This is a genomic window from Virgibacillus sp. MSJ-26 (assembly GCF_018918075.1).
GTDB lineage: Bacteria > Bacillota > Bacilli > Bacillales > Amphibacillaceae > MSJ-26.
The window spans coordinates 44316-71228 of record NZ_JAHLPW010000009.1 but is presented as its reverse complement, the minus strand read 5'-3'; the positions used below and the strand labels follow the sequence as shown (position 1 = coordinate 71228).

Genomic DNA, 26913 nt, shown 5'->3' with positions numbered 1-26913 from the left:
CTACTCGAATCACTATTAAATCTCCTTGATCTAAATAGATATTGAAAAAAGACTAAAGGGTCAAGGGTCATCTCCTCTAGTCTCCATCCACAAAAAATAAATTTAACTCTTCATTAGGACTCACATCAACGTCCGCTGGTATTTTAATATATAGTAATTCCGTGCTGAATATGCGATTATCTACAGGTTCGAGATATTTGTTGTCTTCCGCATAGGTTGTGCTTTCTTCATAGACACCTGTTCCAGTTCCCCAATCAGGGTTACTAAGATAATTAGAATCTTTAAATTGACGAATAGGAAATTCTTTATTAACCTGTGAAATTTTTACCTCTACAGGGGCAGATGCTTGAAATGTTAGTTTACTATCTTCAAGTGAAACATTCGCAGTTGGGATATGGCCTGTTGTCAAATCAATATTGTCTATGATGTGGGGAGTCATATATAAGCCAACTTCGACGGTGTTATTTAAATTCGCTGTTTCTATCGCAATATTACTTATAATATCTTCACCGAGCATCTCGATATTCAATTCCGTTCCTTCAAAATCAAATTCCCATTCATTCACTAAATAATCTTCCGCCATCTCAATGGAACCTGTCATTTGAGGAACAACGTGTAAATTAGGGATTTTCGTATCTTCATTAATTAATCTCACACTACGAGCTGAATTATTGTCGTTGATGGGAAGCATGTATGAGATAGTGAATGACGTTATGAGAATCACTAGATAGCCAGTTAACAGCCATTGATTTCGTTTCCGATTAATAAATTTTGATTTGAAAAACCGCAATAAAACGATAAACAGGGCAATCATTCCTAAAAAGAAAATGAGTTGAGCCACGACAAATGAAATCATACCCTAACCTCCTTGTTTCTAATTAAAAGCATCGATAAACTAAAGAGCAGCCCTGACGTCACAAGTATTTTTAATGTAAATAAAATTAAATTGCCTTCCTGAAAATAGAACAAGAATGAATTTACGAGAAAGTTATTTTTCCCTGCATTTCCACTGATAATAAGTAAGCCAATAAATAGCACCGGAAGTATGAAAACAAATACTTTATGTAATTGTACAAGAGTGCCGGCAAGATAACCTAATGAGCAAAAAAGCAGGATATACATTGATGTTGCCATGAAACCAATGAAAAAGTCTGTAAGAGTCACGTGGTGCCAAATAATCTCGTTTGTATCTTTAGCAAAGTAAAAAATAACGCGGTACAAAGATCCAGATAACATGGCAGTTAATCCACTGAGAAAACTTATTGTTAATAGAAATAAACTGTTTGACCACACTTGAGTTTGATTGTTTGTCACAAACGTATAATCATCTTCTCGATATGCTCTAGTCGTAATTAAAAAAGCAGTGATAAATCCCCATAAAAGAGTGAAGACAACGCTGAAATCAGCAGTATAAGAATCAAGAGAACCATGATAGCTATAACCACTCATTCCATGGGATATCGTAGGATTAAATGCTATTAAGATGCTGAACAATTGAAGAATAATAAGTGAATTAAAGACGTTCAAGTATGCTTTTAGTTTAAATTGATATTGCTTTTTAACCAGACTCATATAATTCACCTTATTTAAGGACATCATCTATACCTCCTTTAAAATCTTTAGTCATATAGATACTCAAATCAGAAGGACTGACAGGAGCTATGCGGATACCCATTCGCTTGAGGTTCTCAACGTCAGCTCCACGCTTAACAATCGCGAAAATAGTATTTTTATTAATTGTTTCTCGGTAAAGGACGTCTTGATCCTTTAGGACACATTCCATAATTAGTGCTGAACCTGATAATCCGACCGCGTATTCTTGTAAGTCGTCGATCGGCATATGAATGAGTAATTTTCCTTTATCAATCAGTAGGACATCTTCAAGCAAATGTTCCATCTCATCTAAGTGATGACTTGATATCAGAAACGTCCTTGGATATGCCAGGTAATCTTTGAGTAAGACTCTATAAAAATCTTTACGCACAGCCGCATCCATACCTGTCGTTGGTTCATCAAATATCGTTAAAGCGCATCTGGTGGAAAGACCGAATAACATATTAAATGTGCTCTTTTTTCCTTTGGAGAGTTGAGCATGCACGGCATCTGGATTAAATGAAAAGTAATCCAACATTTTGTGAGCTAAATTCATATCCCAATTTTTGTGAAAACGATTTCCTTCAACTAGAATTTCTCTAAGCGTCAATACATCTGGAAAAAGCATCTCATCATCCACGAAAATGGAATTATTCGCTACAATCAAACTGTTAAAGGGTCGCTCTGAAAATACGTTAATATCTCCACTTGACTGTTTTAGAAATCCCGCAATCATTTTCAAGAATGTCGTTTTACCTGCACCGTTTCTCCCGACAATTCCTGTAATGGTATTAGGCTGAATCGAAATGGATATTTCGTTAACAGCTTTCACCTTGTTAAAATACTTTGTTAATGTATTCGTTTCAATCACCATATTATTCATCCCCCTTTTCCTCGCTAAATGATAATTGAATCATCTTAATTAACTCTTCTTCCGTTACTTTTAATTGGTGTGCCTCAATGACAACATCTTGAATAAGACCTTTAAGTGTTTCACTTTTTCGTTTTGCTAAAATAATTTGTTTTGCATTTTCAGCAACAAACTTCCCCAGACCACGCCGGTTGTATAAAACCTTATCGTCATGTAATAAATTCAATCCTTTCGCCGCAGTAGCGGGATTGATATTAAACATATCCGCAAGTGAGTATTGAGAGTGGACTTTGTCATTTTCCTCGAATTGTCCATTCAATATCTCATTTTCTAACCACTCAGAAATTTGTATGTAAATTGGTTTGGTGCTGTCAAAATCAAGCATGAAGTTGGGCACCTCCTTTTAGGTAATTCAGTGCATTAGTCGTGTAACTTAGTATATTACCCGCGGTGGTTTTTGTCAATGTGAATCAGAAAGCTTCTTTTCATATTTCAGGAGTAATGCTATCCTGCTATAATAGTTTTAAAACACAAAGTAAAGTGAGGGAGGGGGAGAAAAAATTATCGATCAAAAAGTAGAGGCAGGAGCCGGGCAGAAGAAACGCTCTAAATGGCGATATCTGGGCTGGGCGATTCTAATTGTACTAATTATTTGGGTGATTATTTTTCTGTTTCCACGTGAAAAAAGAGGAGAACATGATTTCTTCACGTCAGAACGTCCTTTAGTTATCGCTCATCAAGGTGGAAAAGATTTAGCACCGTCCAGTACGTTAGAAGCTTTTCAAAACGCGAAAGATATAGGGGCGGATGTCATTGAATTTGATATTCACATGACAAAAGACGGTCATTTGGTCGCAATCCACGATGACACGGTAGATCGTACAACAGATGGCGAAGGTCGAGTGAATGATTTAACATTGGAAGAAATTCAATCTTTGGATGCAGGAGCAAACTTTCAGGATTTGAATGGTAACCATAGTTTTCGAAAGCAAGGCGTGATCATTCCCTCTTTAGAAGAAATTTTCGAGCATATACCTGATATGCGTTGGAACATAGAAATTAAGACGACGAATGACCCTGAGTTATATCAGACGATCAGTGAAAAACTGTGGAAGACGATTCAACATTATGGATTGGAAGGTGATGCTTTAATCGTTTCATTTGATCAAGAGATTATCGATTTGGTTGAAGACGTTTCTGGTGGGCAAGCGTTAATAGCCGGAAGTCGTGCGGAGGTGACTAAATTTGTCATTTTCCATAAATTATTTTTAAACGGACTTTACCGACCTCAAGTTGATGCTCTGCAAATCCCAACAGAAGAGGGACCAATTAACTTGGAAGATAAAAAATTAATTCGTGGTGCAGAGAAAGCAGGTGTCGATATACATTACTGGACGATTAATGAAGAGAATTCAATGGAGAAGTTAATAGATCTTGGGGCGCATGGGATTTTGACTGATCGACCTGATATTTTAATAGATTTATTGAATGAAAAGTAGGCTGGTTTTAGATAGGAGGTTGGTATTTTGAAAGGAATCATGCTACAAGGCACGTCATCAAATGTTGGTAAAAGCATACTTGGCACAGCACTTTGTCGAATATTTCATGACGAAGGATTTGCTGTTGCTCCCTTTAAGGCGCAAAACATGACTCATAATTATCGCATCTTAAAAAACGGAAAAAAAGTAGCCACGTCTCAGGTTATCCAAGCTCAAGCAGCAGGAGTCGAACCATCAAGATTTATGAACCCAATATTACTGACCATCGGTTCGGATTCGCGTTCAGATATTGTTTTATTCGGGGAAAACGTGGGTGAGTTAGACGGTATAAGTGATGAAGAACTTCATGAAAAATGGTTAGAGGCCATTCGTGAAGCTTTATTAAAATTAAAACAAACCTACGAAGTACTTGTCATAGAAGGGGCAGGTAGTCCTGTTGAACTTAATCTGCAAGACAGCGATGTTGCAAATATGAAAACAGCTAAGATAGCAGATGTGCCAGTCTTGCTTGTTGCTGACGTCGATCGTGGTGGTGTTTTTGCAAGTATCGAGGGTACTTTAGCATTGATGAATCCTGAGGAAAGACAGCGAGTCACGGGAATAATTATCAATAAATTTAAAGGGAAGACATCTTTATTTCAAGACGCGGTTCGAATAATTGAAGAAAGGACAGGTCTTCCTGTATTAGGTGTCATACCTTATATAGAGCACGATATTGAAGATGAAGATTCTCTGTCAACAGATAATCAAGCTTCCCATCTTAATGAATCTTACTTACCAAGCGATGAGCAAATTGATCATCTCGCTCAATCTGTAAAAGAGAACATTGATTGGACACGGATCAAACATTTGGTTAGTGAGTGGGATGGAAGGTAATGATATTTTTAGTAGAGGGCCAGTTATTATTTATTAAAAGGAATAAAAAAGGTCACTCATCAAAGTAATGAGTGACCGTTCCGTAATCGATATTTACATATTTTCCAGCCGCTCAATCCGACTTTCAATCGGAGGATGGGTGGAAAGTAAACTTGCTCTTTTCCTACGTTCTTTCTTCAAAGGCATATCAATATACATGGATGCTGTCGTTGAATTAGCACGCTTGACGTCATGCGAATCGCCACTGATTTTTCTGAGGGCATTAATCAACCCAACCGGATTGCGTGTTAATTCGACAGCTGTTGCATCTGCTAAATATTCACGATTTCTTGAAACAGCTAGTTGGACAAATTGAGCGGCCAAAGGGGCAAGAATAACAAGTAATAAGGCGACAATCATCAAAATAGGGTTTTGTTTATTATTACCTCCCCTGTTTCGTCCTCCACCAAATAGCATCATTCGCGAACCCATATTTGCAAGTATCGCAACCACTCCCACGAGTGCGATACAAATAGTCATCAGCCGGATATCATAATTGCGAATATGGCCTATTTCATGTGCAACAACGCCTGTTAATTCTTCGCGGTTCAATTTCTCAAGTAATCCTGTTGTCACAGAGACGGCACCTTTTTTAGGTTTAATTCCTGTTGCAAATGCGTTGGGTGATGGGTCGTTAACGATATAAACTTTAGGCATAGGTATTCTGGCAGCAAGGGATAATTCTTCTACGATATCGAAAAGTTGCGGGTGATCTTCTTTCAAAATCTCCTGTGCGCCAGCCATGCTTAGAACTTGTGAACTAGCGGTAAAATAGGTCATTGGTAAATAGATGGCTAAAATAATGATTGTGATGATTAGGCCAGTATATGGGTCATTCCCAAAAAGATAGCCAATGCCCCAACCAATTGCTAAAACAAGTATACTGAATAAGGTAACAAGCATAATTGTTTTTCGTTTATTTTGTAAAACTTGTTTATATAGCATTCGCGTCCTCCGTTAAAACTCCACATTTGGTACTTCTCGTTCTTCTTCCGGAATAGTTAGTTGATCTTCATGCTCGAAATTAAACATACCAGCAATAATGTTTGTCGGAAATGATTCACGTTTAATATTATAGTCTGCCACAGTTTTATTATAAAGTTGGCGTGAATACGCTACTTTATTTTCTGATGATGTTAATTCTTCTTGAAGATTAAGGAAATTTTGGTTCGCTTTAAGGTCAGGATACGATTCAGATAAAGCGAAAATAGATTTTAAAGCACCTTGAATTTGGTTGTCCGCTTCAATTCTTTCTTGAGGCGTCCCACTGACTAATTGGTTACGTGCTTGAATAACTTTTTCAAGTGTTTCCTTTTCATGTGCAGCATAACCTTTTACCGTATTAACAAGGTTGGGAATAAGATCATGACGTCGTTTCAATTGAACATCAATTTGACTCCAAGATTCCTTTACCCAATTGCGATATTTAACAAGGCTATTGTAGGTCGAAATTAAGAAAAGCACGATGATAGCAATAATAGCTATAATGATAATGGTCGATAGCATACCGTTCATCCTTTCTATTAAAGTTGATCTTATATCATAATATATTCTTATCCCATTGTTTCATGCAGGTAACGATTAGTTATTGGGACTCAATTAGCTCAAGGTGAAAATTACCCACTTGTCCTTCGTGATAAAGATTGGTGATTGAAGTGTAGTAATTCTGGATCTGACCTTGGAATTCGACGTTTTTACCTGGGATGATGATGTCAAAGTCATTTTTATAAAGTAATGTTGTAATGTTATGGTAATCTTCGCTAGTTACTTTAAAGTCAACTGTTACCACACGACGAAGATCATGAGATTTATTATCATGGATCGTTGTATGAGAAAAGTTGTCCACTTCAATTGGCGTAGTATTCAATATTATTTGTTCAATCAAGTTAGTTCCTCCTAAATTTTAAAAGACATTCAATCTTTCTATCCAGTCATTATACAACGTTTTATTAATAATTTCACTTCTAAGGAAGGTTGTATTCACTCCAACTTTATATTAATAAAAGGTTTAAATTTTTGGCTAAAGACCTCAATATGACTTATGATAAGATATAAATATACATAATTTATTAATGATTGTAGGTGTATCGATAAATGAAAACTTTACTCATTATTTCCCACCCTTCCATATTGGAATCAAGTAGTCAACAATTTTTGCTAAGTGCCGTTCCCCAGACTGAACAGGTCACCGTTAATCACTTAGAAGCTGCCTATCCAGATGGGAAAATTGATGTGGAAAGAGAACAACAACTTTTAAAAGATAATGATCGAGTTATCTTTCAATTCCCGTTTTATTGGTACAGTTCCCCCGCATTTCTTAAACAGTGGCAGGATGAGGTTTTGACGGAAGGCTTTGCTCATGGTGGTGCGCAGGGCGAGTTAGCTGGAAAAGAATTCGGCCTTATTTTTATGCTAGGCGTTCATGAAAGGGAGTACCAAGCTGGTGGTAGAGAGTTATATACAATTTCCGAATTAACAAAACCGTTTCAAGCAATGGCTCATAAAACAGGCATGGTTTATTTAAAACCATTAACTGTCTTCCAATTTGCCTATATGACCGATGAAGAGAAGATGGATTTATTTATCGAGTACCAGCGAATGTTGACAAATAAAAATGATGATAGTTTAGCCTCAAAAGAAAAATGGATTGTCAATCAACTGAGGCTTCTTAAATCCGCTGACATAGATGAGGCAGGAGAAAATATTATCAATCACGCTGTCGAGCTTATTGAAGAAAACCGAATGAATATTAATGAACTTACTAAAGTTATCGAAGAGATGTATTAATACTACGACAGTTTAATATATAAAGGGGTGTTCCTTGTTGGAAGAAAGAAATGAATGGATGGTTAAAGAACTAGAACAACTGTTTGAACAAGTCGGCTTTGATGAAAAAGCACTCATTAAAGCAGCACAAACAGTAATCCTTGAACAGGATAAACGTATATGGCAAATGGAAGGGGAACTTGACGGAACGCTTTGGAGCCCGAAAAACTGGTATGATTAATATATGGAAAGAGCAGTCTGATATAAGCTGGATTGCTCTTTTTTTATTCCCCGTTTATTGGTCAATAAAGTTTTAAATATAGTTATCGATACATTGTAACGAGATTATAACACATCATAATGTATGTGGAGGTGATACTGGTATGGATAACGATAAGCAAAAAATATTGCAACAGAGCCGGGAATCTGGCCTAACATATAACGAAGCGAAAGAGTGGATTGCTAAAACGACAGGTGGACGTAACACGCATGTGTATAGTAATACAGACACTGAACAGGTAAAACAAGAAAATATAAAATCAGAATCAAATAAATTAGAGTAATGTTTTACCAAAATAAGGAAGCTATTGATTGACATGTGGATAAAAATACTTTAAGTGTTAAAGGGACGATGCATCGTTCGAACTAAGTGAAAGACACACTGATACGAATAAGAAAATAAGAAAAAAGAGGAACTTTGATTCAAGTCAAAGTTTCTCTTTTTATGGATTGAAGAGGGGGAACATTGTGCATTCATCCAATTGAACCATGCAATTGGACATTGGCTTCCTATTTCCGTACATTCATGTCCAATAGAAGCTCGCAATCGGACAAGGAAATCACAATTACAAGAACTCGTGTCCGATAGATTAATTTGACAGGTTTATTCGCTATCTTGGTGATGGTGATTGGACCAGGTGTATTTATTCTCGTTTTTTCACGAATACGAACAGGTTTTTATTCTCATTATTGATTTAGCATTTTGTACCAATTCACTTGATATTAGTGGAACAACACATATCAAAAGTCATGCAGTATTTTGGTTTGCTTACAGTGTGACATGGGCCACGTCATAGTGTGTTTGCTGCAAAAGTGTCTCGGACGGACAATTAAGAAAATGATATTAACATATTTGTTAGCCCCGACCTTGTTATCATAGGCGATTCCAGAAATATTACTAACACTGCCATTTTCAACATTGTTTTTAATTATGTTTATTATCATCGCAATCATACTTCTTACGACTACGCTTGATTCAACAACATACACAATCGCATCATATACAGGAACTAAAAACATGAGTAAGGCCGAATTCTTTAAGAAATTTACGTATATTTGTTGCTGCCGTTATAACAGTGCTTGCATTAGTTTTGATGAAAAATAGTGAACTTGATCCGCTTGAAGTTGTGCCAGATTTAATGGGATTGCCAATAATATTACTTCAATTTTTGACTGTATACGCGGCAAAATGCTTGGATTTACCAAGTTAGGCGGAAGAAGTGTAGGCCAGCGTTTCGGGGAGTACAGATAAAGTCTTCTAATGAATAAAAGAGTTATTCTATCCTATTATAAAAAAATGGTGTATACTGTAATTAGCGCTCGAAAATTGAATAATTAATAGATTAAGGTGTCTTTTATAAGACTTAATAGGGAAGTTTGGTGAAAATCCAACGCGGTCCCGCCACTGTATATGGTTTAGCATTGTAAAGGCCACTGTACTTTTATAGTATGGGAAGGCACAATGCCTACTGCCATAAGCCAGGAGACCTACCTTCTTCTTGAAAATGCGCCAGTTAGCCTACGCGGATAGGAGGTGTATGAAAAGAATTAGAAGGAAAATCACATTTCTAATTTATTCATTCAAATATCTCTATAACGGGGATGTTTTTTTAATGCACACTTATAGGGGGAGACATAATGAAAAAAATAAATTTATTTTTACTATCATTATTACTTATGATGGGAATTTTAGCAGGATGTGGAGATACATCTGAAAATGAAGAAACCAGTAATAATCAAGACACTGAAACAGAACAAACTGAAACTAGTGATAATGAAGCTGAAGAAGGAGTATTCCCTGTCACGCTAGAAGATACAAGTGGAGAAGAAGTTACAATTGAAGAAGAACCAGAACAAATTGTAACACTTATTCCTAGTATTACTGAACTAGCATTTGCACTCGATTTAGGTGAAAAAATTGTAGGTGTCTCAGACCATGATAATTACCCAGAAGAAGTACAGGATAAAGAAAAAATAGGTGGACTTGAGCTAAACACTGAAAAAATCTTGTCACTTGAGCCAGACTTAGTTTTAGCACATCCTACAAACGATGCTGACGCTATTGAACAGCTAAGAGATTCAGGATTGACCGTGTTTGTTGTTAACGATGCGACTAATTTTGATGAAGTCTATGAATCCATTGAAATGATGGCTGAGGTAACAGGTGCAAAAGATAAGGGGGAAGAGCTTATTACCACAATGCAAGATGATCTCGACGTGGTAGCTGGGAAAGCAGATGAGATTGATGAAGATGACATGAAGAATGTTTATATAGAAATTTCACCAGCTCCTGAAATATTCACTCCAGGGAAAAATACGTTTGAAGATGATATTTTAGACATACTTCATGCGGAGAATGTCGCTAAAGATGAAGATGGCTGGGTTGAATTAAGTGAGGAAGCCGTGGTGGAAATGAATCCAGATGTCATCGTTTTAACTTATGATTATACTGATAATCCGGTTGAGGATGTTATGGAACGAAAAGCATGGCAGGATATCGATGCAGTAAAAGATGAACAGGTATACCTTGTTGATACCGATATTGTAAGCCGCCCTGGTCCACGTCTAGTAGAGGGAGCAGAGGAACTTGGAAAAGCCATTTATCCAGAAGTTTTCGGTGAAAAGTAAGGCAGTTGCTTATATAATTTTAATACTTATAGGGGGACTAGCTGTGCTGACCGGTACGTCGATTGGGACTGTATCGGTCCCCTTTTTAGATATTATTAAAATTATTATATCGAAGATTATTCCAGGTGTATCAATCGACTCTATTGATTCTATGTATGTTAATATTGTCTGGAATATTCGTCTGCCACGTGTTTTGTTGGCAGGCTTTGTTGGTGCTTCACTATCGATTGCTGGTGCTGCATTTCAAGGATTATTACGAAATCCTCTGGCAGATCCCTATACGTTAGGGGTATCTTCCGGAGCATCGGTTGGTGCAGTAGTGACCATCTTTTTTGGACTTTCATTCCCTTTTATAGGATCATTTACTTTACCCCTCTTAAGTATTGTTGCTTCATTTATAACCATATTTGTTGTTCTCTATTTTGCCAAAAGAATCGACCGGGCGATGCGAGTGGAAACCATTATCTTAACAGGGGTGATTTTTAGTTCCTTTTTAGGGGCGCTTATCTCGCTCATGATTGCGCTCACAGGAGAGGAATTACGACAGATTATCGGTTGGTTGCTGGGAAGTGTTTCGATGCGCGGTTGGGATCATGTTAAAATCATCGTTCCGTTTTTTTTAATTGGTTCTATACTTTTACTTGTGCATGCTAAGGAATTAAACGCCATGTCTTTCGGTGAAGATCACGCCAAGCATATAGGCGTTGATGTTGAACGTAAGAAAATGAATATCTTAATTGCTGGTTCTATATTAACGGGTGCTGCCGTTGCTGTTTCAGGAACGATTGGATTTGTAGGGCTTGTTATTCCGCACTTTGTAAGGTTATTATGGGGACCGAATCATATTCACCTCTTACCATTATCAACTTTAGCGGGAGGTAGTTTCTTAATCTTGGCTGATTTAGTCTCAAGAACAATTATTTCACCGTCTGAACTTCCCATCGGGGTGATTACTGCTTTAATAGGAGCGCCCATTTTTGCAGTTATTTTAATGAAAAGTCGAATGGAAAGAAGTTGATAGCATGATTGATGTCAAAAAAATAACGGGCGGTTATTCTAGTAAACCAATTCTTGAAAGTATTTCCTTTGAAGTGGATAAAGGAGAACTTTTCGGCGTGATAGGTCCTAATGGTAGCGGTAAGTCGACATTGCTTAAAATGATTAGTCATATTTTACCGTTTCAAAAAGGTGAAATAACAATTAAAGGTAAATCAATCAGAACTTATAATGCAAAAGAATTTGCCCGTTTGGTGGCTGTTTTACCACAAACGACGACACAAACGTTCAGCTATACAGTGCGTGAGACTGTATCACTTGGTAGATATGCTCATCAAAAGGGTCTTTTCCAGAGCCTGACTGAAAGCGACGAAGCGATTATTCAAGATGTGATGAAACAGACAGGCGTAGATATTTATGAAAATGAAACGATTGATGAACTATCTGGTGGAGAGCGTCAGCGTGTTTTTCTAGCACAAGCACTTGCTCAGGATCCTGAAGTTCTATTACTAGATGAGCCGACCAATCATTTAGATTTAGCTTATCAAAAGGAACTGTTGGACGTATTAAGATCGTGGACAAAGGAAAAGGACCTAACAGTCATTTCAATATTTCATGACTTAAATTTAGCTGGACTTTACTGTGATCGTTTACTTCTGCTTCAGGATGGTAAGACGGAAATTTGTGACTCACCTAATAAAGTGATTAAAAAAGAGAGAATAGAAGAGGTTTATCATGCTTCGATTGAAGAGTATCCGCATCCAAAAGTCGCGAAACCACAAATGATGCTCGTACCTAAAACAGTCAATAAAGATGAGAAGACACAAATAGATGAAACGCTACTGCGATTCACTAATGAAAAAATTACACTTGAAGCAAAACAATCTCTTAGAACGATGTCGTCTGGTGTGACAGGATCAGGTTTTGGTTGGAATCATCTATTCGTCAATCGTTATGTTGATAAAAATTACAACGTTGATGATCATAAACAGGAAATGGAAGCATATTTAAAATCACATGGTTTCCATCCCGACGATACGGTTGGAATGATGACTGCCGTTAATTTATCACAGGTCGCTTATCAATTTATCCATGAGGAAGGTTTTTCCGGATTATTTGTAGTGACTGCAGGTGTGGGGAATGCAGTAGACTCTACTCTGGGTGTGAGCCGTGTACCAGGTTATATTCCAGGGACAATTAATATTTGGGTGTTTATCAATGGAGAGTTAAGTGAGGAAGCATATATCCAAGCAGTGATGACAGCAACTGAAGCGAAGGTAAAAGCTTTACAGAATTTCAAAGTCACAGACCCAGAGTCAAATACACTGGCAACAGGCACGTCGACTGATAGTATTTTAATTGCAGCAACTCAAGCAGGAGCGAAATTAACCTATGCTGGGAGCGCGACACCGCTCGGGCAAATGATAGGAAAAGGCGTGTTTAAGTGTACAAAACAGGCGTTAATGAATTACTTTAATAAGGAAGTCAAATCATGATTATGCACCTTAGTGCTTTAGTTTTAGCATATATACTGGATCTTTTAGTCGGTGACCCACCGCGTTTTCCACATCCCGTTATCTTATTTGGTAACATGATTCGCTTTTTTGATAAACAATGGAATAAAGGCCGTTATCTAAAGCTAAAAGGAACTGCCATGGTTGTCATATTAATTGTTGTCATATTAAGTGCCACGTTAATAATGTTATTTACATATAGTTTAAATCTATATTTAGGACTCTTTATTGAAACGGTGTTAATTTGGACGACGATTGCTCAAAAAGGTTTACGCCAAGCTGCAAGCGAAGTTGAGCATCCTTTAAAAAATAAAGACTTAATCAATGCCCGTGAAAAGCTTTCCTATATTGTTGGTCGAGATACTGATAATTTATCAGAAAAAGAGATTGTTAGAGGCACAGTCGAAACGGTTGCTGAAAATACGACAGATGCCATCACGGCGCCAATGTTTTGGGCGGCTATTGGGGGAGCACCACTAGCGATAGCTTATCGTTTGATTAATACATGTGATTCAATGGTAGGTTATAAAAATGAAAAATATACCAAGTTTGGATGGGCTTCTGCACGGTTGGATGATGTCATTAACTATATACCAGCCCGTATTACTGGGCTTATTATGATTATTAGCTCGCCTTCTAAAGAGGTACCAATGAAAAAAGCATGGTCTGTTTTACGACGTGATGCAAGCAAACATCCGAGCCCAAACAGTGGTTGGGGAGAAGCGGCGGTTGCTGCGGTTCTTGGTGTCCGTCTCGGTGGAAACAACTATTATGATGGTGAGCAGTCATATCGAACTGAAATGGGTGACGCGATTTATGATCTCAATACAGGACATATTTCAAAAACTGTCACGATCATGAAGCGGACAAGTTTCCTGTTTTTAATTTTAATGATAGCTGGAGGTTTTATAATTGAATTTGCCATTACACGGCTCTAACCCAAATTATTTATACCATGCTTTAAATTTAACCATGCCGAAAAACGTGATTGATTTTAGTGTAAATGTTAATCCATTTGGACCGCCAAAGAGTATAAAAGAAAAATGGGAAGAGTGGTTTTCTGTGATCGGGGATTATCCGGATCCGGAAGGGCGAGAGCTTCTTCGTCTTATTGCCGAATCAGAAGGACTTCCAGTGTCTAATATTCTACTTGGCAATGGTGGTGCAGAACTGATTACATTAATAGGTAGAATGTTAACAAATAAGCATATAGGCATTATTCAACCAGCTTTCTCAGAATATGAAAAAGTGACTAAAGCCTCTGGTTGTCAGATTTGTCATATAAATTTATCAGCGCCTGACTGGAAATTAGATTTAAACGAACTATCCGAGGTCATTATTAATGTTGATGCCATCTTTTTATGTCATCCCAATAACCCGACAGGAACGATTCAATCAAGTGAAGACATACGACATCTATTAGCAATTTGTGAAGCAAATAACTGTTATTTAATCATCGATGAAGCTTTTTATGATTTTTATACGGATTACGTACAACTTTCACATGAAATTCAAAATAGTGATTACTTACTTATCATTCGTTCTTTAACGAAGATGTACGCGATCGCAGGGCTACGTCTTGGCTACGTTCTTGCAAATGAAAGGGTTATTAAACAATTAAGAGCTTATCAGCCCGAATGGAGCGTTAATGCTTTAGCCCTTGAAGCGGGAAAAGAATGCATTAATGAGCTTAGTTTCGTGCAAAAGACGCAACGATTCATCCAAGCAGAAAGAGAACGAGTACAGACTGTTTTAAAAGAAACCGGGTACATTCTATCTGATAGTCAAGTAAACTTTTATCTATTAAAAGATCCTTCGTTAGGTAATCAGCGTCCTTTGCTTAAATTTTTATTGAAAAACGGCATCGTTCCCAGACATACTGAAAATTTTCCCGGTTTAGCTGGTGAGTGGTTGCGCTTTGCGGTACGATTGGAAAAAGAAAATAATCGATTAGTGGAGGCTTTATCACAGTGGAAACAGAAGGATTAATTTTTATAACTGGAGGAGCGAGAAGTGGGAAAAGCGCTTTTGCTGAAAAATATGCCCAAAAATTGAGTGGTGCTTCAGGCTCCAATTTACATTATATCGCAACAGCTAAAGCAACGGATGAGGAGATGACTGAACGCATTAAACGCCATCGAAAAGATCGTGCCGAAAGTAAAATAGCATGGACAACATGGGAAGCGTCTATCGATATACATAAACTTGCTCCTGAGTTCACTTCTCAAGATGTTGTCCTTCTTGATTGTTTAACTATTTTGTTAACAAATGAACTTTTTTCAAAAAATAATGAAGGAGAATTAGGGACTTTTAAAGATGAAATTTATTCAAAAGTTTTAGATGGATTGTATTTATTAAAGCGTAAGGTCCATTCGTTGGTTATTGTTTCCAATGAGGTGCTGTTAGCTCCATTGAATGATTCCCCAGTGGTTGAGGTCTATGCTGAATTAATAGGTCGGCTGCACCAAGTGTTGGTTCAACAATCAACTGAAGCTTACTTAGTAGAAATGGGAGTCCCAATACAAATGAAAAGCGAGTACAAAACATATAATTAAATGATGAGGATGGTGAGGTATGAAATCATTTTTATACGGGTTAATCTTAAATATACAATTTTTCACCATCATACCTTTATCAAAAGAAGTCCCAGTAACAGATAAAACGATTAAACGTGCCGTAGAGACATTTCCTCTCATCGGTTTTATGCAAGGGATTATGTATGCATTAGGATTGTATCTAGTTCTAGAAGTGGTCCATCTGTCACCTCTAGCAAGCAGCTTCTTTCTTTGGTTGTTGTTGATCATTGGTACAGGTGCGATTCATTTAGACGGCTGGATAGATTGTAGTGATGCCTATTTTTCTTTTCGAGATGTTCAAAAGCGATTAACAATAATGCAGGATTCCCGTGTCGGTGCGTTTGGTGTTTTAAATGTAATCGTTCTTCTGGCAGCTCGCTTTCTATTTATTTATGAAACAGTCTTAGCTGCAAATCTAACTACCTACGTCTTAATCTTGTTTATTCCCTTTCTAGGAAAGCTGTTCATGGGTATGGTGATGTACAATTTACCTCTTGCGAAAAACGGTGGGATGGCATATTTCTTTAAAAAGGCAATTATCAATGAGAAACCATGGACTTACTTAAGTTATCTTGTTCTATTTGGTATTGTAAGTTATTTTATCTATCCAATGGTAAGTATGATTTATCTACTTTTAGTAGGTTTATCTGCTATAGCATTTATCATTAGTCGCAAAAAGATAATGAAATGGTTTGGTGGCATAACAGGTGACGTGATTGGGGCTTCTGTGGAAGGAGTGGAGACTTTTTTATGGCTAATTGTGTGGCTATTGCACTATTTCGTCATGGTCTAACAAAGTGGAATGAAAAGAAGGCGTATATAGGATCGACTGATTTACCTTTAAGTAAACAGGGCAAAGATGATTTGAATCTAGTTACAACTGAAGAGCATCAGCTTATTTTTTCCAGTCCTATGAAACGGTGTATTCAAACTGTTGACCGATTATTTCCAAATGAAACAGCAATACCTATTCAAGAGTTTAGAGAAATTGATTTTGGTGATTGGGAAGGAAAGACGTATAATGAGTTGAAAAAGGTTCAACTGTATAGGAATTGGCTTGATAATCCTTTTGACGTCACACCGCCTCATGGTGAATCACTTAATGACTTTAAGCTTCGTGTCGAACAAGGCTTTGAAAAAGTTAAAGACGTCATAAATAAGGATGCTTATTCAAAAATAGCTATCGTAACACATGGCGGCGTTATTCGTCAGTTATTATCGACGTTATCCAGGCAACCTGAATCATTTTTCCATTGGCAAGTGCCTCATGGTGGTGGCTACCAACTAACATGGAAAAAAGATAACAAAAAGGGGGAGAAGGGATGCATGTCATTACAGGAGGTGCCTATAATGGAAAAGCTCGCTGGGTCAAAGAACATTATCAATTAGAAAATAATCTGTATTTATGGTTGGATGCTTCTAAAGATTCGGTTCCACAAGATTTATCACAGTTTAAATCGAATATTGTTGTGCTTGCCGCTATAGAACGCTTGCTTTTAAATAAGTTGAAAACAAATCATACAGATATAGATCGTGACTATGGTAAAGTATTAATTAAACAATGGGCCGAGTGGGAAAAAGAAATTCCCGAACGTCAGCTTATCATTATAGGAAACGATATTTCAAAAGGAATTGTCCCCATGTCAGGCCTTGAACGCACATGGCGTGATTTAACAGGATGGTTTTATCAAGATCTGGTTGCTGTAAGTAACAGAGTAGATTACATTTGGTATGGTATTGCTAAGCAACTTAAATAAAAAGTTAAGAGGAGGATCAACATGAAAATTTATACAAAAACAGGTGACAAAGGTCAAACAGGAATAATTGGAGGACGCGTTGATAAAGATGATATTCGTGTCGAAGCATATGGTACAGTAGATGAGTTAAATGGATTTGTAGGTCAGGCGATTACCGAACTTGAGCAAGAGTCCGAATTATTTTCAGACGTCCTTGAAGATCTAGTAAAAATTCAACATGAATTATTTGATTGTGGCGGAGATTTAGCAAGTGTTGCCAAGAAAAGACCGTTAAAACTTCACGAGGGAATGATTGAATATTTAGAGGAAAGAATTGATGTCTTGGTGGAAGAAGCTCCCAAACTAGAGAGATTTATTTTACCAGGTGGAACAAAACCAGCTGCAACCATCCATATAGCTCGAACAATTACTCGTCGGGCTGAACGTTTAGTCGTATCTTTAATTAAACAGGATGATACAGTTCCAGCTGTAACACTTCAATATTTAAATAGATTGTCAGATTACTTCTTCGCATTAGCAAGAGTTATTAATTTCAGGCTCAATGTACCAGACGTCGAATATGTGCGCAGTGCAAAAGTGTTCCGTGAAGGGCGAAAAAAGGATAAGTAATTGAAACGGGATGTGGAAATAATTGAACTACCAAATGGAGATGAGCTGGTAATAGCTGTAGATAATAGTGGATCGATTGGCATGAAACCAAATGACTATGTGCAAGTACCTTATGAGGTCGTTTCCTATTATAATTTTCGTGTCGCTTGGATGGAATGCGTATCAGCAGGTGCAGAGCCTATTTCCATTATCTTGCATAATTTTTCAGGTGACGAGGCTTGGTCTTCACTCATAAAGGGAATTAAGCAAGGGATGAAAGAACTAAATGTGGAAAACATAAGTATTACTGGAAGTACAGAGAGTAATTTTTCCTTACATCAGTCTGCCGTTGGCTTGGTTATTATTGGACAAAGGGAAAAGTCCGAACAAGAGAACGTTTCATTTAAGGAAAGAAATGATTTAAAAGTTGCTGTTATTGGTAAGCCACTTGTCGGTCACGAACTAGTGAACAACCAGGACGATATTGCGCCATTAAAAGTATTTCAGGATCTTTCTAAACTTGATAACGTTACCATTCTTCCTGTTGGTTCGAGAGGAATTTTACATGAGTTACATCAACTTTTTAATAAACGAACATTTAAATTAGAAACTGAACTAGATTTGAAAAAGTCATCAGGACCAGCCACGTGTTTTATTGTTGTATATCCTGCTAGCTTAAAACATAGAGTAAGCGAAAAGTGTTTAGGCTGGTATCATGAAGTGAGGTTAGTCTCTAGATAACGTTTATTTATTAAGGAGATTAAAGAATATCGTGATTGGGTATAGAATATGAGTAATGTCTTTTTCACACAGGAGAAGTTTTTAATTTTCTTTAAAACTGATATAAGAGTTATAATAATGTAAAGTAGTGATGAATAACAAATCAAAGTAAGGAGAGGATTAACGTGAAAGATACAATTAAAAGAGGCTTATCGCTAGGATTAGGACTTGCTGTGGTAACGAAAGAACAAGCTGAAAAAGTCGTTAATGAATTAGTAGAAAAAGGCGAGTTAAGTAAAGAAGAGTCACGTAAGTACTTTGATGATCTTGTTGCAAAAGGACAATCGGCTAAAACAGAAATTGATGAAAGAATTAATAAGAAATTTGATGACTTTAAAGCAGAAATGAATGTAGCAACTAAGGAAGAAGTGGAAGGCTTAAAAAAGAGAGTTGAACTTTTAGAATCAGAATTGTTGAATAAACAAGAGTAAAACGGAACTTTATTCAGTGGAGAGACGAAGCGAACCGCCACTGAATAAAGTTTTACCTACTTATAGGGGGGATAATTATTTTTAAAAAAAGAATCAGACATATGCAACGCTATCGTGATATTGTTTTTGCATTTTCACGTTATGGGTTTGGATATATTGCTGTGGAACTTGGCCTTTACGATTTATTATCATTGCCAAAACGCGTCTTTACAAAAGATAAGGCTAAGGTTCCAGCTCACACAACGGGAGAGCGCGTGAGACTATTTTTACAGGAATTAGGACCGACTTTTATTAAGTTAGGGCAATTTGCCAGTACACGCTCAGATATTTTGCCTGAAGATATTATCCATGAACTAGAGAAATTGCAAGATGACGTCCCCCCTTTTTCTTCAGCAGAAGCCATGAGTATCGTCGAGGAAGAACTTGGTGACAACGTTGAATCACTATTTAAAGAGTTTGATGAAACGCCACTTGCCGCTGCATCCATTGGCCAAGTGCATCGCGGTGTCTTAATTTCCGGAGAACCAATTGCAATTAAAGTTCAACGACCAGATATACGGGATAAGATTTTTGCTGACTTGGATATTTTGTATGATTTAGCAAATTTAGCTGAGAATCAGTTGGAATGGGCATCAAGATACCAAGTCAAAAATATTATTAAAGAATTTTCCCGGTCATTAAGAGCTGAACTGGATTATACAAATGAAGGCCTTAATGCTGAAAAGATTGCTAATCAATTTTTAGATGATTCACGTGTTCGTATACCGGAGATTTACTGGGAATTCTCCACCAAGAAAGTCCTCACGATGGAATTTATCCACGGTACAAAATTGAATGATGAAGATGAATTGCTAGATAAAGGGATTAATCATGATGTATTCGCTGAGCGCCTAGTTGACACAATGTTTCATCAAATATTTATTGATGGTTTTTTCCATGGTGATCCACATCCAGGAAATATCATGGCTTTACCGGGTGAAGAAGTTGTTTTAATAGACTTTGGCTCAGTTGGACGTCTTTCTCCAGAAATGAAACATCATTTATCTTCCTTTGTCATTGCCTTAATGCGACAGAATACCGATCGATTAATTAAAGCAATTGATAGGATGGGTGTTATTCCTCAAGACGTGGATATGAAACAACTTAGAGCAGACGTTGATTTACTTAGGGAGAAATATTATGATGTACCGTTAAGTCAAGTAAGCTTAGGTGAGGCAGTCAATGATTTATTCACAGTTACCTATTACCATCATATTCAATTACCTTCAGATCTCGCATTACTTGGAAGAACTTTACTAACGATTGAAGCTATAGTTGTGAGACTTGACCCTGAACTAAGTATCGTGAAAATGGCTGAACCTTTTGGTAAACAATTAATCAAAGAACGGTATCACCCTAAGAAAATTGCAGAAAACATTATAGCAGAAGTCGAACAATATACTGAAATTGTTTCTGATTTGCCTGACACGATAAAAGAATTACGTTCGGTTATAAAAAAGGGAAAAGTTCGATTTGAATTAAATATTCCTGGTCTTAATCAAACATTAAAAAAACTGGACCAAATTAGTAACCGACTTTCATTTAGTATTGTCCTGCTTTCTTTTAGTATCATTATGACGGGTCTTATTATTGGGTCAGCGATTGCGGGACAATCAACGATGCTGTGGAATATTCCTGTAATTGAAGTCGGCTTCGTTGTAGCGACACTGATGTTTTTATGGATTTTATTCGGCATATTTCGATCGGGCCGGTTTTAACATAGAATTTGCCTGAAAAACTATACCCCCCTTTGTAAACCCCATGAAACATTCTTATGGTAAATGTTTCATGGGGGTTTGTGTTAAAGAAATTAAATGATACCGAAAATTATTAACAAGCTATTTTTGTTGTTAATTTTTAGAAAAGGTGGAACTGATGAAAATCTGAATGATATTTGTGCAGAAATTCACGGTTTAATAAATCTACTCAAGGTTGAAGAATTTATTGGTTGTTTTATTTTTCTTCTAGTAGGGAAAGCATTTAGTAGTTATATTCAAAGTTATTATACTAGCCATATACTTAAGAATTAGAGTAGAATAATATTAAGAGATCATCAAAAACTATAGATATAATAAGTTTAGAAATCTTAATCTAGGAGTAGGCAAAACATAGTGGCAATCATGTGCTATCTATGAACAACATACAAAGAGGTGTTAGTCATGAAGGAATTTTCAATTAGTGAAGAAGCTGCAAAATGGTTTAAAGACGAAATGGGAATAGAATCAGGCGATTATATCCAATTTTTCGTAAAAATATATGGTGGAATACCAACCGCCCATCCAAACTATTTTCTCGGTATTTCAGTAGGCGAATCAAGTGATATGGCCGTGAAACGAGTCGTTGAAGGGGTGACTTTCTATTTTAATGAACGTGATTCTTGGTTTCTTGATGAATTCAATATGAAAGTTGTCAAAGAACAAGAGAAAAATGAAGTGGACTATTTATTTGATTAAAGGTCCACTTTTTCATAAAACGATAAAAGGCGAGAATTGATGCTACCAGTCATTGATGCACATATCCACTTAAATGCTTTTCGTGAAGAGGAACAAATGCTTATGATCAATCAGCTTAATACATATAATATTGAGACTCACATTATTGTGAGTAACCATTTGTCCCCAGGCCAATATTCTAACTTAAAACCTTTGATTGGGTATCATCTAGAACAATATAACCGATGTCTATAAAAAGTATATGAGAATTTACAAATTAAGTATTTGAAGTACATCAATACACTTAAGTGATTGGTTTCTTAATTGAGTTTTATATTTCAATGTATTATGATTGAATTTGTTTATATTTATATGTGAATCAAATCACGCTATAATCAGAGTACCTAAGATGAATGTTGTCCAGTGTAATAAAGGAGATAAATAACGATGAAAATAGGAATAGATAAAATTGGTTTTTTTACTCCCAATTTATATTTAGATATGAATCAACTTGCACTTAATCGTGAAGTCGAACCAGAAAAGTTTACCATTGGTATCGGTCAGGAAAAGATGGCTGTTTCGCCGATTACGCAAGACCCTGTCACATTAGCGGCTAACGCTGCCTTGAAAATTTTAAATGACGATGATAAAAGTGATATCGATTTAGTTATGTTCGGTACTGAATCTGGGATTGATCATTCAAAATCAGCTGGTGTCTACGTTCATCACCTACTAGGACTTAACTCGTCAGCTCGAACAGTTGAATTGAAGCAAGCATGTTACGGGGCGACGGCAGCTCTGCAGTTAGCGAAAGGACATATTGCTTTAAATCCCGAAAGTAAAGTTCTCGTTCTCGCTTCTGACATTGCAAGGTACGGGCTCCAGACGTCAGGAGAAGCAACCCAAGGAGCAGGGGCGGTTGCTATGCTTATTAGTGCTAACCCTAAAATTATGACACTTGAAGATAAAAGTACTTATTTAACAGCAGATATTATGGACTTTTGGCGTCCGACTTACTCTGAAGAAGCGTTTGTTGATGGAAAATATTCCAATGAACAATACATCAACTTTTTCCAAAAAGTGTGGCAGCAATATAAAAAAGAAACTGAACTAAGGCTAGAAGATTTTACGGCGATATGTTATCACTTGCCATATACAAAAATGGGTTTAAAAGCTTTGCGTACAGTTATAGAAGATGGTTCTAAGGAAACTCAAGAACGTCTCTTAGATAATTTTGAGATTAGCAAAACTTATAATAAAAATGTTGGTAATATATATACAGGTTCACTTTACTTGAGTTTACTTTCATTATTAGAACATCAAGCAAACCTTGAATCTGGAGATCGAATTGGTCTATATAGCTATGGATCAGGCGCAGTTGGTGAGTTTTTCAGTGGGATACTGCAACCTTGCTTTAAAGATTACTTGCAAAAAGAAGCACATGAAAAATTACTAACCTCTCGAAAAGAACTCTCCGTTTCTGAATATGAGGAAGTGTTTTTAAAGACACTGCCAATAGATGGATCAACCGTTGAGTTAGATGTCGGTCAAGATCCAGCTGAAATATGTGTTGCTGGGATAAAGGGTCATATGCGTCAGTATATTAATAAAAAACAATAATGTGGTAATACACTTTACTTGCAGGCTTGAGCGGGTAAAGTGTTTTTTAATATAAAAGTCCTGTTTTGGGTTTTTTCACTTATATAAGATAACGTCAATTCACTGATAACTAGCTATGACTATCCTCTCATTTTAGATAAATTAATATATTTTGCAGAAAATTGGTATATATTACATTCTCTTTACGCTATAGTAATTCAATAAGCTATCAATCTAGTAAATTACTTTAGTGTGAGAGGAGAAGGGGATTGAATAAACAAAGAGATGTAAAGTTATTTAGTATAATCGCTATTGTCATGCTAGCGTTTTCTCTATTTTTACCAGCCGTTACTCTAGCTGAAGAAGGAAGAGTACAACATGAAATATCAGGAGATTCTGATGAAAATACAACAAACAAATTAAGCGGTAGAGTTATTGATCAATTCAATAAAGAAGATAAGATAACGTTTTTAGTTAAATTTAAAGAGAAGGCGGATACAGAGGAAGCTATTAAAGATGTAAAAAAGTCAGCTGAAAAAAACAAAATATCTAGTAAACAGCTGCAACGCCAGCAACATTCCGCTGTTATTTCTGAATTAAAAGAGACGGCGTTGACCGAGCAAGTAAACGTTTTAGATTTTCTTGAAAAACAAGCCGCAAGCCAAGTAAAAGATATTCATTCTTATTTTATTGTTAATGGTCTTGCTGTCACAGCTACTAAAGAAGTTGCTGAAGAAATTGCTAGTTTTTCAGAAGTTGAAAAAATTTTACCGAACGAAAATAGAGAATTATTTACAGACGTTGAACAAAGTGAACAGGTCAAACGTCCACAATCAGAGCGAGCGGATATTGAGTGGAGTGTGGAAAAAGTAAAAGCACCAGAAGTGTGGGATAAAGGTATAACAGGGGAAGGTGTGGTTATTGCAAGTATTGATTCAGGGGTGGAATGGGATCATCCCGCTATAAAAGAAAAATATCGTGGCTTTAATTCTAAGACAGGCGATGTTGATCATACATTTAGTTGGTTTGATGCAACTGCAGATGAGTCAGCACCTTATGATGATATCGGACATGGTACTCATACTGTTGGAACGATGGTTGGAAGTGAGTCAGATGGAACTAATCAAATTGGGGTTGCTCCAGAATCTTCTTGGATTGCAGTTAAAGCTTTTACAGATGAAGGAGGGACGGATAAAGATTTACTTGCTGCAGCTGAGTGGATTTTAGCTCCAACAGATGATGAGGGTAATGTCCGAATTGACATGGCACCTGACATTGTGAATAACTCTTGGGGTGGTGGTCCAGGGCTTGATGAATGGTATCGTGATGTCGTAAAGGAATGGCGACAAGCAAATATTTTTCCAGAGTTTTCAGCAGGTAATGTTGATAATGATAATTCTGGTGGCTCTGGGTCGGTGGTATCGCCTGCGAATTATCCTGAATCGTTTGCAACAGGTGCGACAGATATTAGAGATAAAGTAGCGGATTTTTCATTAAGAGGTCCATCACCTTATGATGAAATCAAGCCAGATATTTCAGCTCCTGGCCAAGTTATTCGTTCTTCCGTCCCAGGAGGAGATTACGCAGAAAATAGCGGCACATCCATGGCTGGTCCGGCAGTATCTGGAGTGGCAGCATTACTTCGTTCAGTGGATCATTCATTGACAGTCAGAGAGATGGAAGATATTTTAATATCGACCACCGTTCCTCTAACGGATGAGGAGTATAAGTCATCACCAAATAATGGGTATGGTTATGGACTAGTAGACGCTTTAACGATGGAGAGCCTCTGCAGGCTGAGGTTCGAATTATAGGACAAGATCGTTCTGTCAATACGGATAGCAGAGATGGATCATATTCGATTCAGTATGCAGCTGGAGAATATGGTGTTGAAGCAGAGGGTTATGGATATTATCCAATTGAAGAAAAACTTACTTTTGCAAAAGGTGAGACGCTCACACAAGACTTTCACTTAGAACCTATTCCTGAGCGAACAATACAAGGAATACTTACTGATGAACAGACTGGGGAAGTGATTGAGGGAGCGACATTACAGCTAAAAGAAGACGCAAATGTTACCCCTATAAAAACAGATGATCATGGAAAATTTAATCTGACTGCCTATGAAGGGAAATACACACTTAAAATAGCTGCGCAGGGGTATCATGGTAAAGAAACTGGACTGACTGTAGATGATACAACGTCTAATTTAAATTTATCCCTCCAACCGTTTTACAGTTATGAGGAAGATGAACTTATCTATGACGATGGAACGGGTGATGGTGGAAGTCGGTTCCATGAAGCGGGTAGCGGCTGGGGCGTCAGAATGTCATTGCCTGAAGGGAAGGATAAGGCAATGGTGACAGGGGGCAAATTCTTATTTTCCAAAAGCGGTGGTGAGGCCTTTCAAGTGGAGGTATACGATGCCAATGGATTGGGTGGTGCACCTGGAGAAAGAATCGCTGGCCCAATTGATGCTACCGCTATTAAAAACGGTGAATGGACCATTGTAGATTTAAGAAATGAAGGAATTGTAGTAGAAGATGATTTTTATCTTGCCTACATGCAAATTGAAGACGGCAGGGGCGCGCCAATGTTACAGCAAGATAAAAGCGGACCTTTCACAGAGCGCAGTTGGGAAAATTTTCATGGAAATTGGTACCAATTGGAGTCTAACTTCCTCACTGGAAATAAAATGATTCGAGCTCTAGTTGAATATGAAGTGGATCAGCCTATAATTACATCACCGCAAGACGGAGATATGACAAAGGAAGATGAAGTAGTTGTAAAAGGGACAGCGACACCAAATACAGAGATAAAGCTCGTTAATAATAAAGAGGAAATTGAACAAGTGAATGTAAATGATAATGGTGAATTTAATACAACACTAGCACTCGGTCAAGGAGAAAACCAATTAAAGGCTGTTTCATATGTTGAGGACACATATGCAGGTGAATCTGAAACTATCACAGTAATACTTGATAATCAGAATCCAGATTTAACAATTGAAACTCCGAAAAATGGCGAAAAGATAAATCGTGAAACAATTATCGTTGAAGGTACGGTTCATGATAAGCAACTTGATGCAGTGGAAGTAAATGGACAAAAGGCTGAAATAAATGGAAATTCTTATTCTCAAAGAGTGTTATTAGAAAATGGAGAAAATGAAATAGAAGTGGTCGCTAAGGATAAAGTTGGTAATGTCACTAATGAAACAGTAACAGTTGATGTCAATTATCACTCGCCGAATATTAAAAATTTATCTCCCAGTGAAGATGTCTTCATAAACAGTGGGGAAAGTGTGAAAATAGAATTTGATAGCGAGCTAGGACAAAGAGCGGTATTTATGATTCAGATGCCACTAACTGGCTACAATTCATTGATAAGTAGTCAAACTGAACTCCCCTTGATGGAGATGTCTGATGGTCATTATGTTGGTTACTGGACGGCTAGTAAGCAAGCCGTTGCCGAAGGAGCTGTCATTGAAGTAAAAGTAACAGATAATTATGGAAACCAAACCTATAAAAAAGCGAATGGAAAATTATATATTAATGTTGATTAAATAATTTTGTAAATGAAAAAGAGGTTGCTAAAGAAAACAACCTCTTTTTCATTGTTATTTAGGAAACTAAGAAAGCTTTGAGGCTCCA

The 26913-nt window shown here is 37.0% G+C and carries 29 protein-coding genes and 1 riboswitch; of the genes, 22 read left to right on the top strand and 7 right to left on the bottom strand.

Features of this window, described 5'->3' with window-relative positions; translation table 11 throughout:
- Positions 1-76: 76 nt before the first annotated feature.
- Genes KQI49_RS10150 through KQI49_RS10135 form a run of 4 tightly spaced genes read right to left on the bottom strand, consistent with a single transcriptional unit; the run spans position 77 to position 2849 of the window.
- The gene (locus KQI49_RS10150; RefSeq protein WP_216488600.1) at positions 77-856 is read right to left on the bottom strand and encodes a hypothetical protein; all 780 of its coding nucleotides are present in this window, start codon (positions 854-856) and stop codon (positions 77-79) included.
- Positions 853-1596, bottom strand: a complete 744-nt coding sequence (locus KQI49_RS10145; protein WP_216488598.1) for a hypothetical protein — start codon at positions 1594-1596, stop codon at positions 853-855. The genes KQI49_RS10150 and KQI49_RS10145 overlap by 4 nt, the downstream gene beginning before the upstream one ends.
- The gene (locus tag KQI49_RS10140; RefSeq protein ID WP_371817551.1) at positions 1583-2467 is read right to left on the bottom strand and encodes an ATP-binding cassette domain-containing protein; all 885 of its coding nucleotides are present in this window, start codon (positions 2465-2467) and stop codon (positions 1583-1585) included. Before KQI49_RS10140 ends, KQI49_RS10145 begins: the two co-directional genes overlap by 14 nt.
- Position 2468: 1 nt before the next feature.
- Positions 2469-2849: a GntR family transcriptional regulator gene (locus tag KQI49_RS10135; RefSeq protein ID WP_216488594.1), complete on the bottom strand. Its 381-nt coding sequence runs from the start codon at positions 2847-2849 to the stop codon at positions 2469-2471.
- Between the two features lie 271 nt (positions 2850-3120).
- On the opposite strand from KQI49_RS10135, the gene KQI49_RS10130 reads away from it, so the two are divergent.
- On the top strand, positions 3121-3963 hold the full coding sequence (locus tag KQI49_RS10130; RefSeq protein WP_371817550.1) for a glycerophosphodiester phosphodiesterase family protein: 843 nt from the start codon (positions 3121-3123) through the stop codon (positions 3961-3963).
- 27 nt (positions 3964-3990) lie between these two features.
- The gene (locus KQI49_RS10125; RefSeq protein WP_216488592.1) at positions 3991-4839 is read left to right on the top strand and encodes a cobyric acid synthase; all 849 of its coding nucleotides are present in this window, start codon (positions 3991-3993) and stop codon (positions 4837-4839) included.
- 93 nt (positions 4840-4932) lie between these two features.
- On the opposite strand, the gene htpX is transcribed toward KQI49_RS10125, so the two are convergent.
- From htpX to KQI49_RS10110, 3 genes are all read right to left on the bottom strand, one after another.
- The gene (gene htpX, locus KQI49_RS10120) at positions 4933-5823 is read right to left on the bottom strand and encodes a zinc metalloprotease HtpX (RefSeq protein ID WP_216488590.1); all 891 of its coding nucleotides are present in this window, start codon (positions 5821-5823) and stop codon (positions 4933-4935) included.
- A 12-nt stretch (positions 5824-5835) separates the two neighbouring features.
- Complete coding sequence (locus KQI49_RS10115; protein ID WP_216488587.1) at positions 5836-6384, bottom strand: LemA family protein; 549 nt, start codon at positions 6382-6384, stop codon at positions 5836-5838.
- Between the two features lie 79 nt (positions 6385-6463).
- A complete protein-coding gene (locus tag KQI49_RS10110) occupies positions 6464-6763 on the bottom strand; it encodes a DUF3219 family protein (RefSeq protein WP_216488585.1) in 300 nt (99 codons plus the stop codon).
- A 209-nt stretch (positions 6764-6972) separates the two neighbouring features.
- Between KQI49_RS10110 and KQI49_RS10105 the strand changes: the two genes are divergently transcribed.
- The 20 genes from KQI49_RS10105 to KQI49_RS18605 all read left to right on the top strand — a co-directional run bounded on the left by KQI49_RS10105 (position 6973) and on the right by KQI49_RS18605 (position 26825).
- Positions 6973-7665 (top strand): NAD(P)H-dependent oxidoreductase, encoded by a 693-nt coding sequence (locus tag KQI49_RS10105; RefSeq protein ID WP_216488583.1) that lies wholly within the window; start codon positions 6973-6975, stop codon positions 7663-7665.
- 37 nt (positions 7666-7702) lie between these two features.
- On the top strand, positions 7703-7885 hold the full coding sequence (locus KQI49_RS10100; protein ID WP_216488802.1) for a hypothetical protein: 183 nt from the start codon (positions 7703-7705) through the stop codon (positions 7883-7885).
- Positions 7886-8027: 142 nt separating this feature from the next.
- Positions 8028-8207 carry a hypothetical protein gene (locus KQI49_RS10095; protein WP_216488581.1) on the top strand — a complete coding sequence of 60 codons (180 nt, stop codon included), beginning with the start codon at positions 8028-8030 and terminating at the stop codon, positions 8205-8207.
- Positions 8208-9252: 1045 nt separating this feature from the next.
- Positions 9253-9433: riboswitch (cobalamin riboswitch) on the top strand.
- A 128-nt stretch (positions 9434-9561) separates the two neighbouring features.
- Positions 9562-10551, top strand: a complete 990-nt coding sequence (locus KQI49_RS10085; protein WP_216488578.1) for an ABC transporter substrate-binding protein — start codon at positions 9562-9564, stop codon at positions 10549-10551.
- Positions 10511-11569 (top strand): FecCD family ABC transporter permease, encoded by a 1059-nt coding sequence (locus tag KQI49_RS10080; RefSeq protein WP_216488576.1) that lies wholly within the window; start codon positions 10511-10513, stop codon positions 11567-11569. The genes KQI49_RS10085 and KQI49_RS10080 overlap by 41 nt, the downstream gene beginning before the upstream one ends.
- A 4-nt stretch (positions 11570-11573) precedes the next feature.
- The gene (locus KQI49_RS10075) at positions 11574-13043 is read left to right on the top strand and encodes an adenosylcobinamide amidohydrolase (RefSeq protein WP_216488574.1); all 1470 of its coding nucleotides are present in this window, start codon (positions 11574-11576) and stop codon (positions 13041-13043) included.
- The gene (cbiB, locus tag KQI49_RS10070) at positions 13040-13999 is read left to right on the top strand and encodes an adenosylcobinamide-phosphate synthase CbiB (RefSeq protein ID WP_253286777.1); all 960 of its coding nucleotides are present in this window, start codon (positions 13040-13042) and stop codon (positions 13997-13999) included. Before KQI49_RS10075 ends, cbiB begins: the two co-directional genes overlap by 4 nt.
- A complete protein-coding gene (gene cobD, locus KQI49_RS10065; RefSeq protein WP_216488572.1) occupies positions 13974-15050 on the top strand; it encodes a threonine-phosphate decarboxylase CobD in 1077 nt (358 codons plus the stop codon). The genes cbiB and cobD overlap by 26 nt, the downstream gene beginning before the upstream one ends.
- On the top strand, positions 15032-15616 hold the full coding sequence (locus KQI49_RS10060) for a bifunctional adenosylcobinamide kinase/adenosylcobinamide-phosphate guanylyltransferase (protein WP_216488570.1): 585 nt from the start codon (positions 15032-15034) through the stop codon (positions 15614-15616). The genes cobD and KQI49_RS10060 overlap by 19 nt, the downstream gene beginning before the upstream one ends.
- Before the next feature lie 19 nt (positions 15617-15635).
- Positions 15636-16430, top strand: a complete 795-nt coding sequence (locus KQI49_RS10055; protein WP_216488568.1) for an adenosylcobinamide-GDP ribazoletransferase — start codon at positions 15636-15638, stop codon at positions 16428-16430.
- Entirely contained in the window at positions 16388-17026 is a 639-nt protein-coding gene (locus tag KQI49_RS10050; protein WP_216488566.1) for a histidine phosphatase family protein, read from the top strand. The genes KQI49_RS10055 and KQI49_RS10050 overlap by 43 nt, the downstream gene beginning before the upstream one ends.
- Positions 16960-17394: a bifunctional adenosylcobinamide kinase/adenosylcobinamide-phosphate guanylyltransferase gene (locus tag KQI49_RS10045; RefSeq protein WP_216488565.1), complete on the top strand. Its 435-nt coding sequence runs from the start codon at positions 16960-16962 to the stop codon at positions 17392-17394. The genes KQI49_RS10050 and KQI49_RS10045 overlap by 67 nt, the downstream gene beginning before the upstream one ends.
- A gap of 21 nt (positions 17395-17415) precedes the next feature.
- Complete coding sequence (locus KQI49_RS10040; protein ID WP_216488563.1) at positions 17416-18003, top strand: cob(I)yrinic acid a,c-diamide adenosyltransferase; 588 nt, start codon at positions 17416-17418, stop codon at positions 18001-18003.
- Positions 18004-18723 (top strand): ATP-binding protein, encoded by a 720-nt coding sequence (locus KQI49_RS10035; protein ID WP_216488561.1) that lies wholly within the window; start codon positions 18004-18006, stop codon positions 18721-18723.
- 164 nt (positions 18724-18887) lie between these two features.
- A complete protein-coding gene (locus KQI49_RS10030; RefSeq protein WP_216488558.1) occupies positions 18888-19193 on the top strand; it encodes a phasin family protein in 306 nt (101 codons plus the stop codon).
- 101 nt (positions 19194-19294) lie between these two features.
- On the top strand, positions 19295-20950 hold the full coding sequence (locus KQI49_RS10025; protein WP_216488556.1) for an ABC1 kinase family protein: 1656 nt from the start codon (positions 19295-19297) through the stop codon (positions 20948-20950).
- Positions 20951-21391: 441 nt separating this feature from the next.
- Positions 21392-21685, top strand: a complete 294-nt coding sequence (locus KQI49_RS10020; protein WP_216488554.1) for a HesB/YadR/YfhF family protein — start codon at positions 21392-21394, stop codon at positions 21683-21685.
- Between the two features lie 426 nt (positions 21686-22111).
- On the top strand, positions 22112-23284 hold the full coding sequence (locus KQI49_RS10015; protein WP_216488552.1) for a hydroxymethylglutaryl-CoA synthase: 1173 nt from the start codon (positions 22112-22114) through the stop codon (positions 23282-23284).
- A 248-nt stretch (positions 23285-23532) separates the two neighbouring features.
- Complete coding sequence (locus tag KQI49_RS18610; protein WP_253286776.1) at positions 23533-25077, top strand: S8 family serine peptidase; 1545 nt, start codon at positions 23533-23535, stop codon at positions 25075-25077.
- Positions 25053-26825: a carboxypeptidase regulatory-like domain-containing protein gene (locus KQI49_RS18605; protein ID WP_253286788.1), complete on the top strand. Its 1773-nt coding sequence runs from the start codon at positions 25053-25055 to the stop codon at positions 26823-26825. Before KQI49_RS18610 ends, KQI49_RS18605 begins: the two co-directional genes overlap by 25 nt.
- Positions 26826-26913: the final 88 nt, after the last annotated feature.

Excerpts from the sequence above, each read along its gene's own strand:
- KQI49_RS10150 (WP_216488600.1), bottom strand. The coding sequence starts at position 856 with ATGATTTCATTTGTCGTGGCTCAACTCATTTTCTTTTTAGGAATGATT.
- KQI49_RS10145 (WP_216488598.1), bottom strand. The coding sequence starts at position 1,596 with ATGTCCTTAAATAAGGTGAATTATATGAGTCTGGTTAAAAAGCAATAT.
- KQI49_RS10140 (WP_371817551.1), bottom strand. The coding sequence starts at position 2,467 with ATGGTGATTGAAACGAATACATTAACAAAGTATTTTAACAAGGTGAAA.
- KQI49_RS10135 (WP_216488594.1), bottom strand. The coding sequence starts at position 2,849 with ATGCTTGATTTTGACAGCACCAAACCAATTTACATACAAATTTCTGAG.
- htpX (WP_216488590.1), bottom strand. The coding sequence starts at position 5,823 with ATGCTATATAAACAAGTTTTACAAAATAAACGAAAAACAATTATGCTT.
- KQI49_RS10115 (WP_216488587.1), bottom strand. The coding sequence starts at position 6,384 with ATGCTATCGACCATTATCATTATAGCTATTATTGCTATCATCGTGCTT.
- KQI49_RS10105 (WP_216488583.1), top strand. The coding sequence starts at position 6,973 with ATGAAAACTTTACTCATTATTTCCCACCCTTCCATATTGGAATCAAGT.
- KQI49_RS10095 (WP_216488581.1), top strand. The coding sequence starts at position 8,028 with ATGGATAACGATAAGCAAAAAATATTGCAACAGAGCCGGGAATCTGGC.
- KQI49_RS10085 (WP_216488578.1), top strand. The coding sequence starts at position 9,562 with ATGAAAAAAATAAATTTATTTTTACTATCATTATTACTTATGATGGGA.
- KQI49_RS10075 (WP_216488574.1), top strand. The coding sequence starts at position 11,574 with ATGATTGATGTCAAAAAAATAACGGGCGGTTATTCTAGTAAACCAATT.
- cbiB (WP_253286777.1), top strand. The coding sequence starts at position 13,040 with ATGATTATGCACCTTAGTGCTTTAGTTTTAGCATATATACTGGATCTT.
- KQI49_RS10055 (WP_216488568.1), top strand. The coding sequence starts at position 15,636 with ATGAAATCATTTTTATACGGGTTAATCTTAAATATACAATTTTTCACC.
- KQI49_RS10050 (WP_216488566.1), top strand. The coding sequence starts at position 16,388 with ATGGCTAATTGTGTGGCTATTGCACTATTTCGTCATGGTCTAACAAAG.
- KQI49_RS10045 (WP_216488565.1), top strand. The coding sequence starts at position 16,960 with ATGCATGTCATTACAGGAGGTGCCTATAATGGAAAAGCTCGCTGGGTC.
- KQI49_RS10040 (WP_216488563.1), top strand. The coding sequence starts at position 17,416 with ATGAAAATTTATACAAAAACAGGTGACAAAGGTCAAACAGGAATAATT.
- KQI49_RS10025 (WP_216488556.1), top strand. The coding sequence starts at position 19,295 with ATGCAACGCTATCGTGATATTGTTTTTGCATTTTCACGTTATGGGTTT.
- KQI49_RS10020 (WP_216488554.1), top strand. The coding sequence starts at position 21,392 with ATGAAGGAATTTTCAATTAGTGAAGAAGCTGCAAAATGGTTTAAAGAC.
- KQI49_RS10015 (WP_216488552.1), top strand. The coding sequence starts at position 22,112 with ATGAAAATAGGAATAGATAAAATTGGTTTTTTTACTCCCAATTTATAT.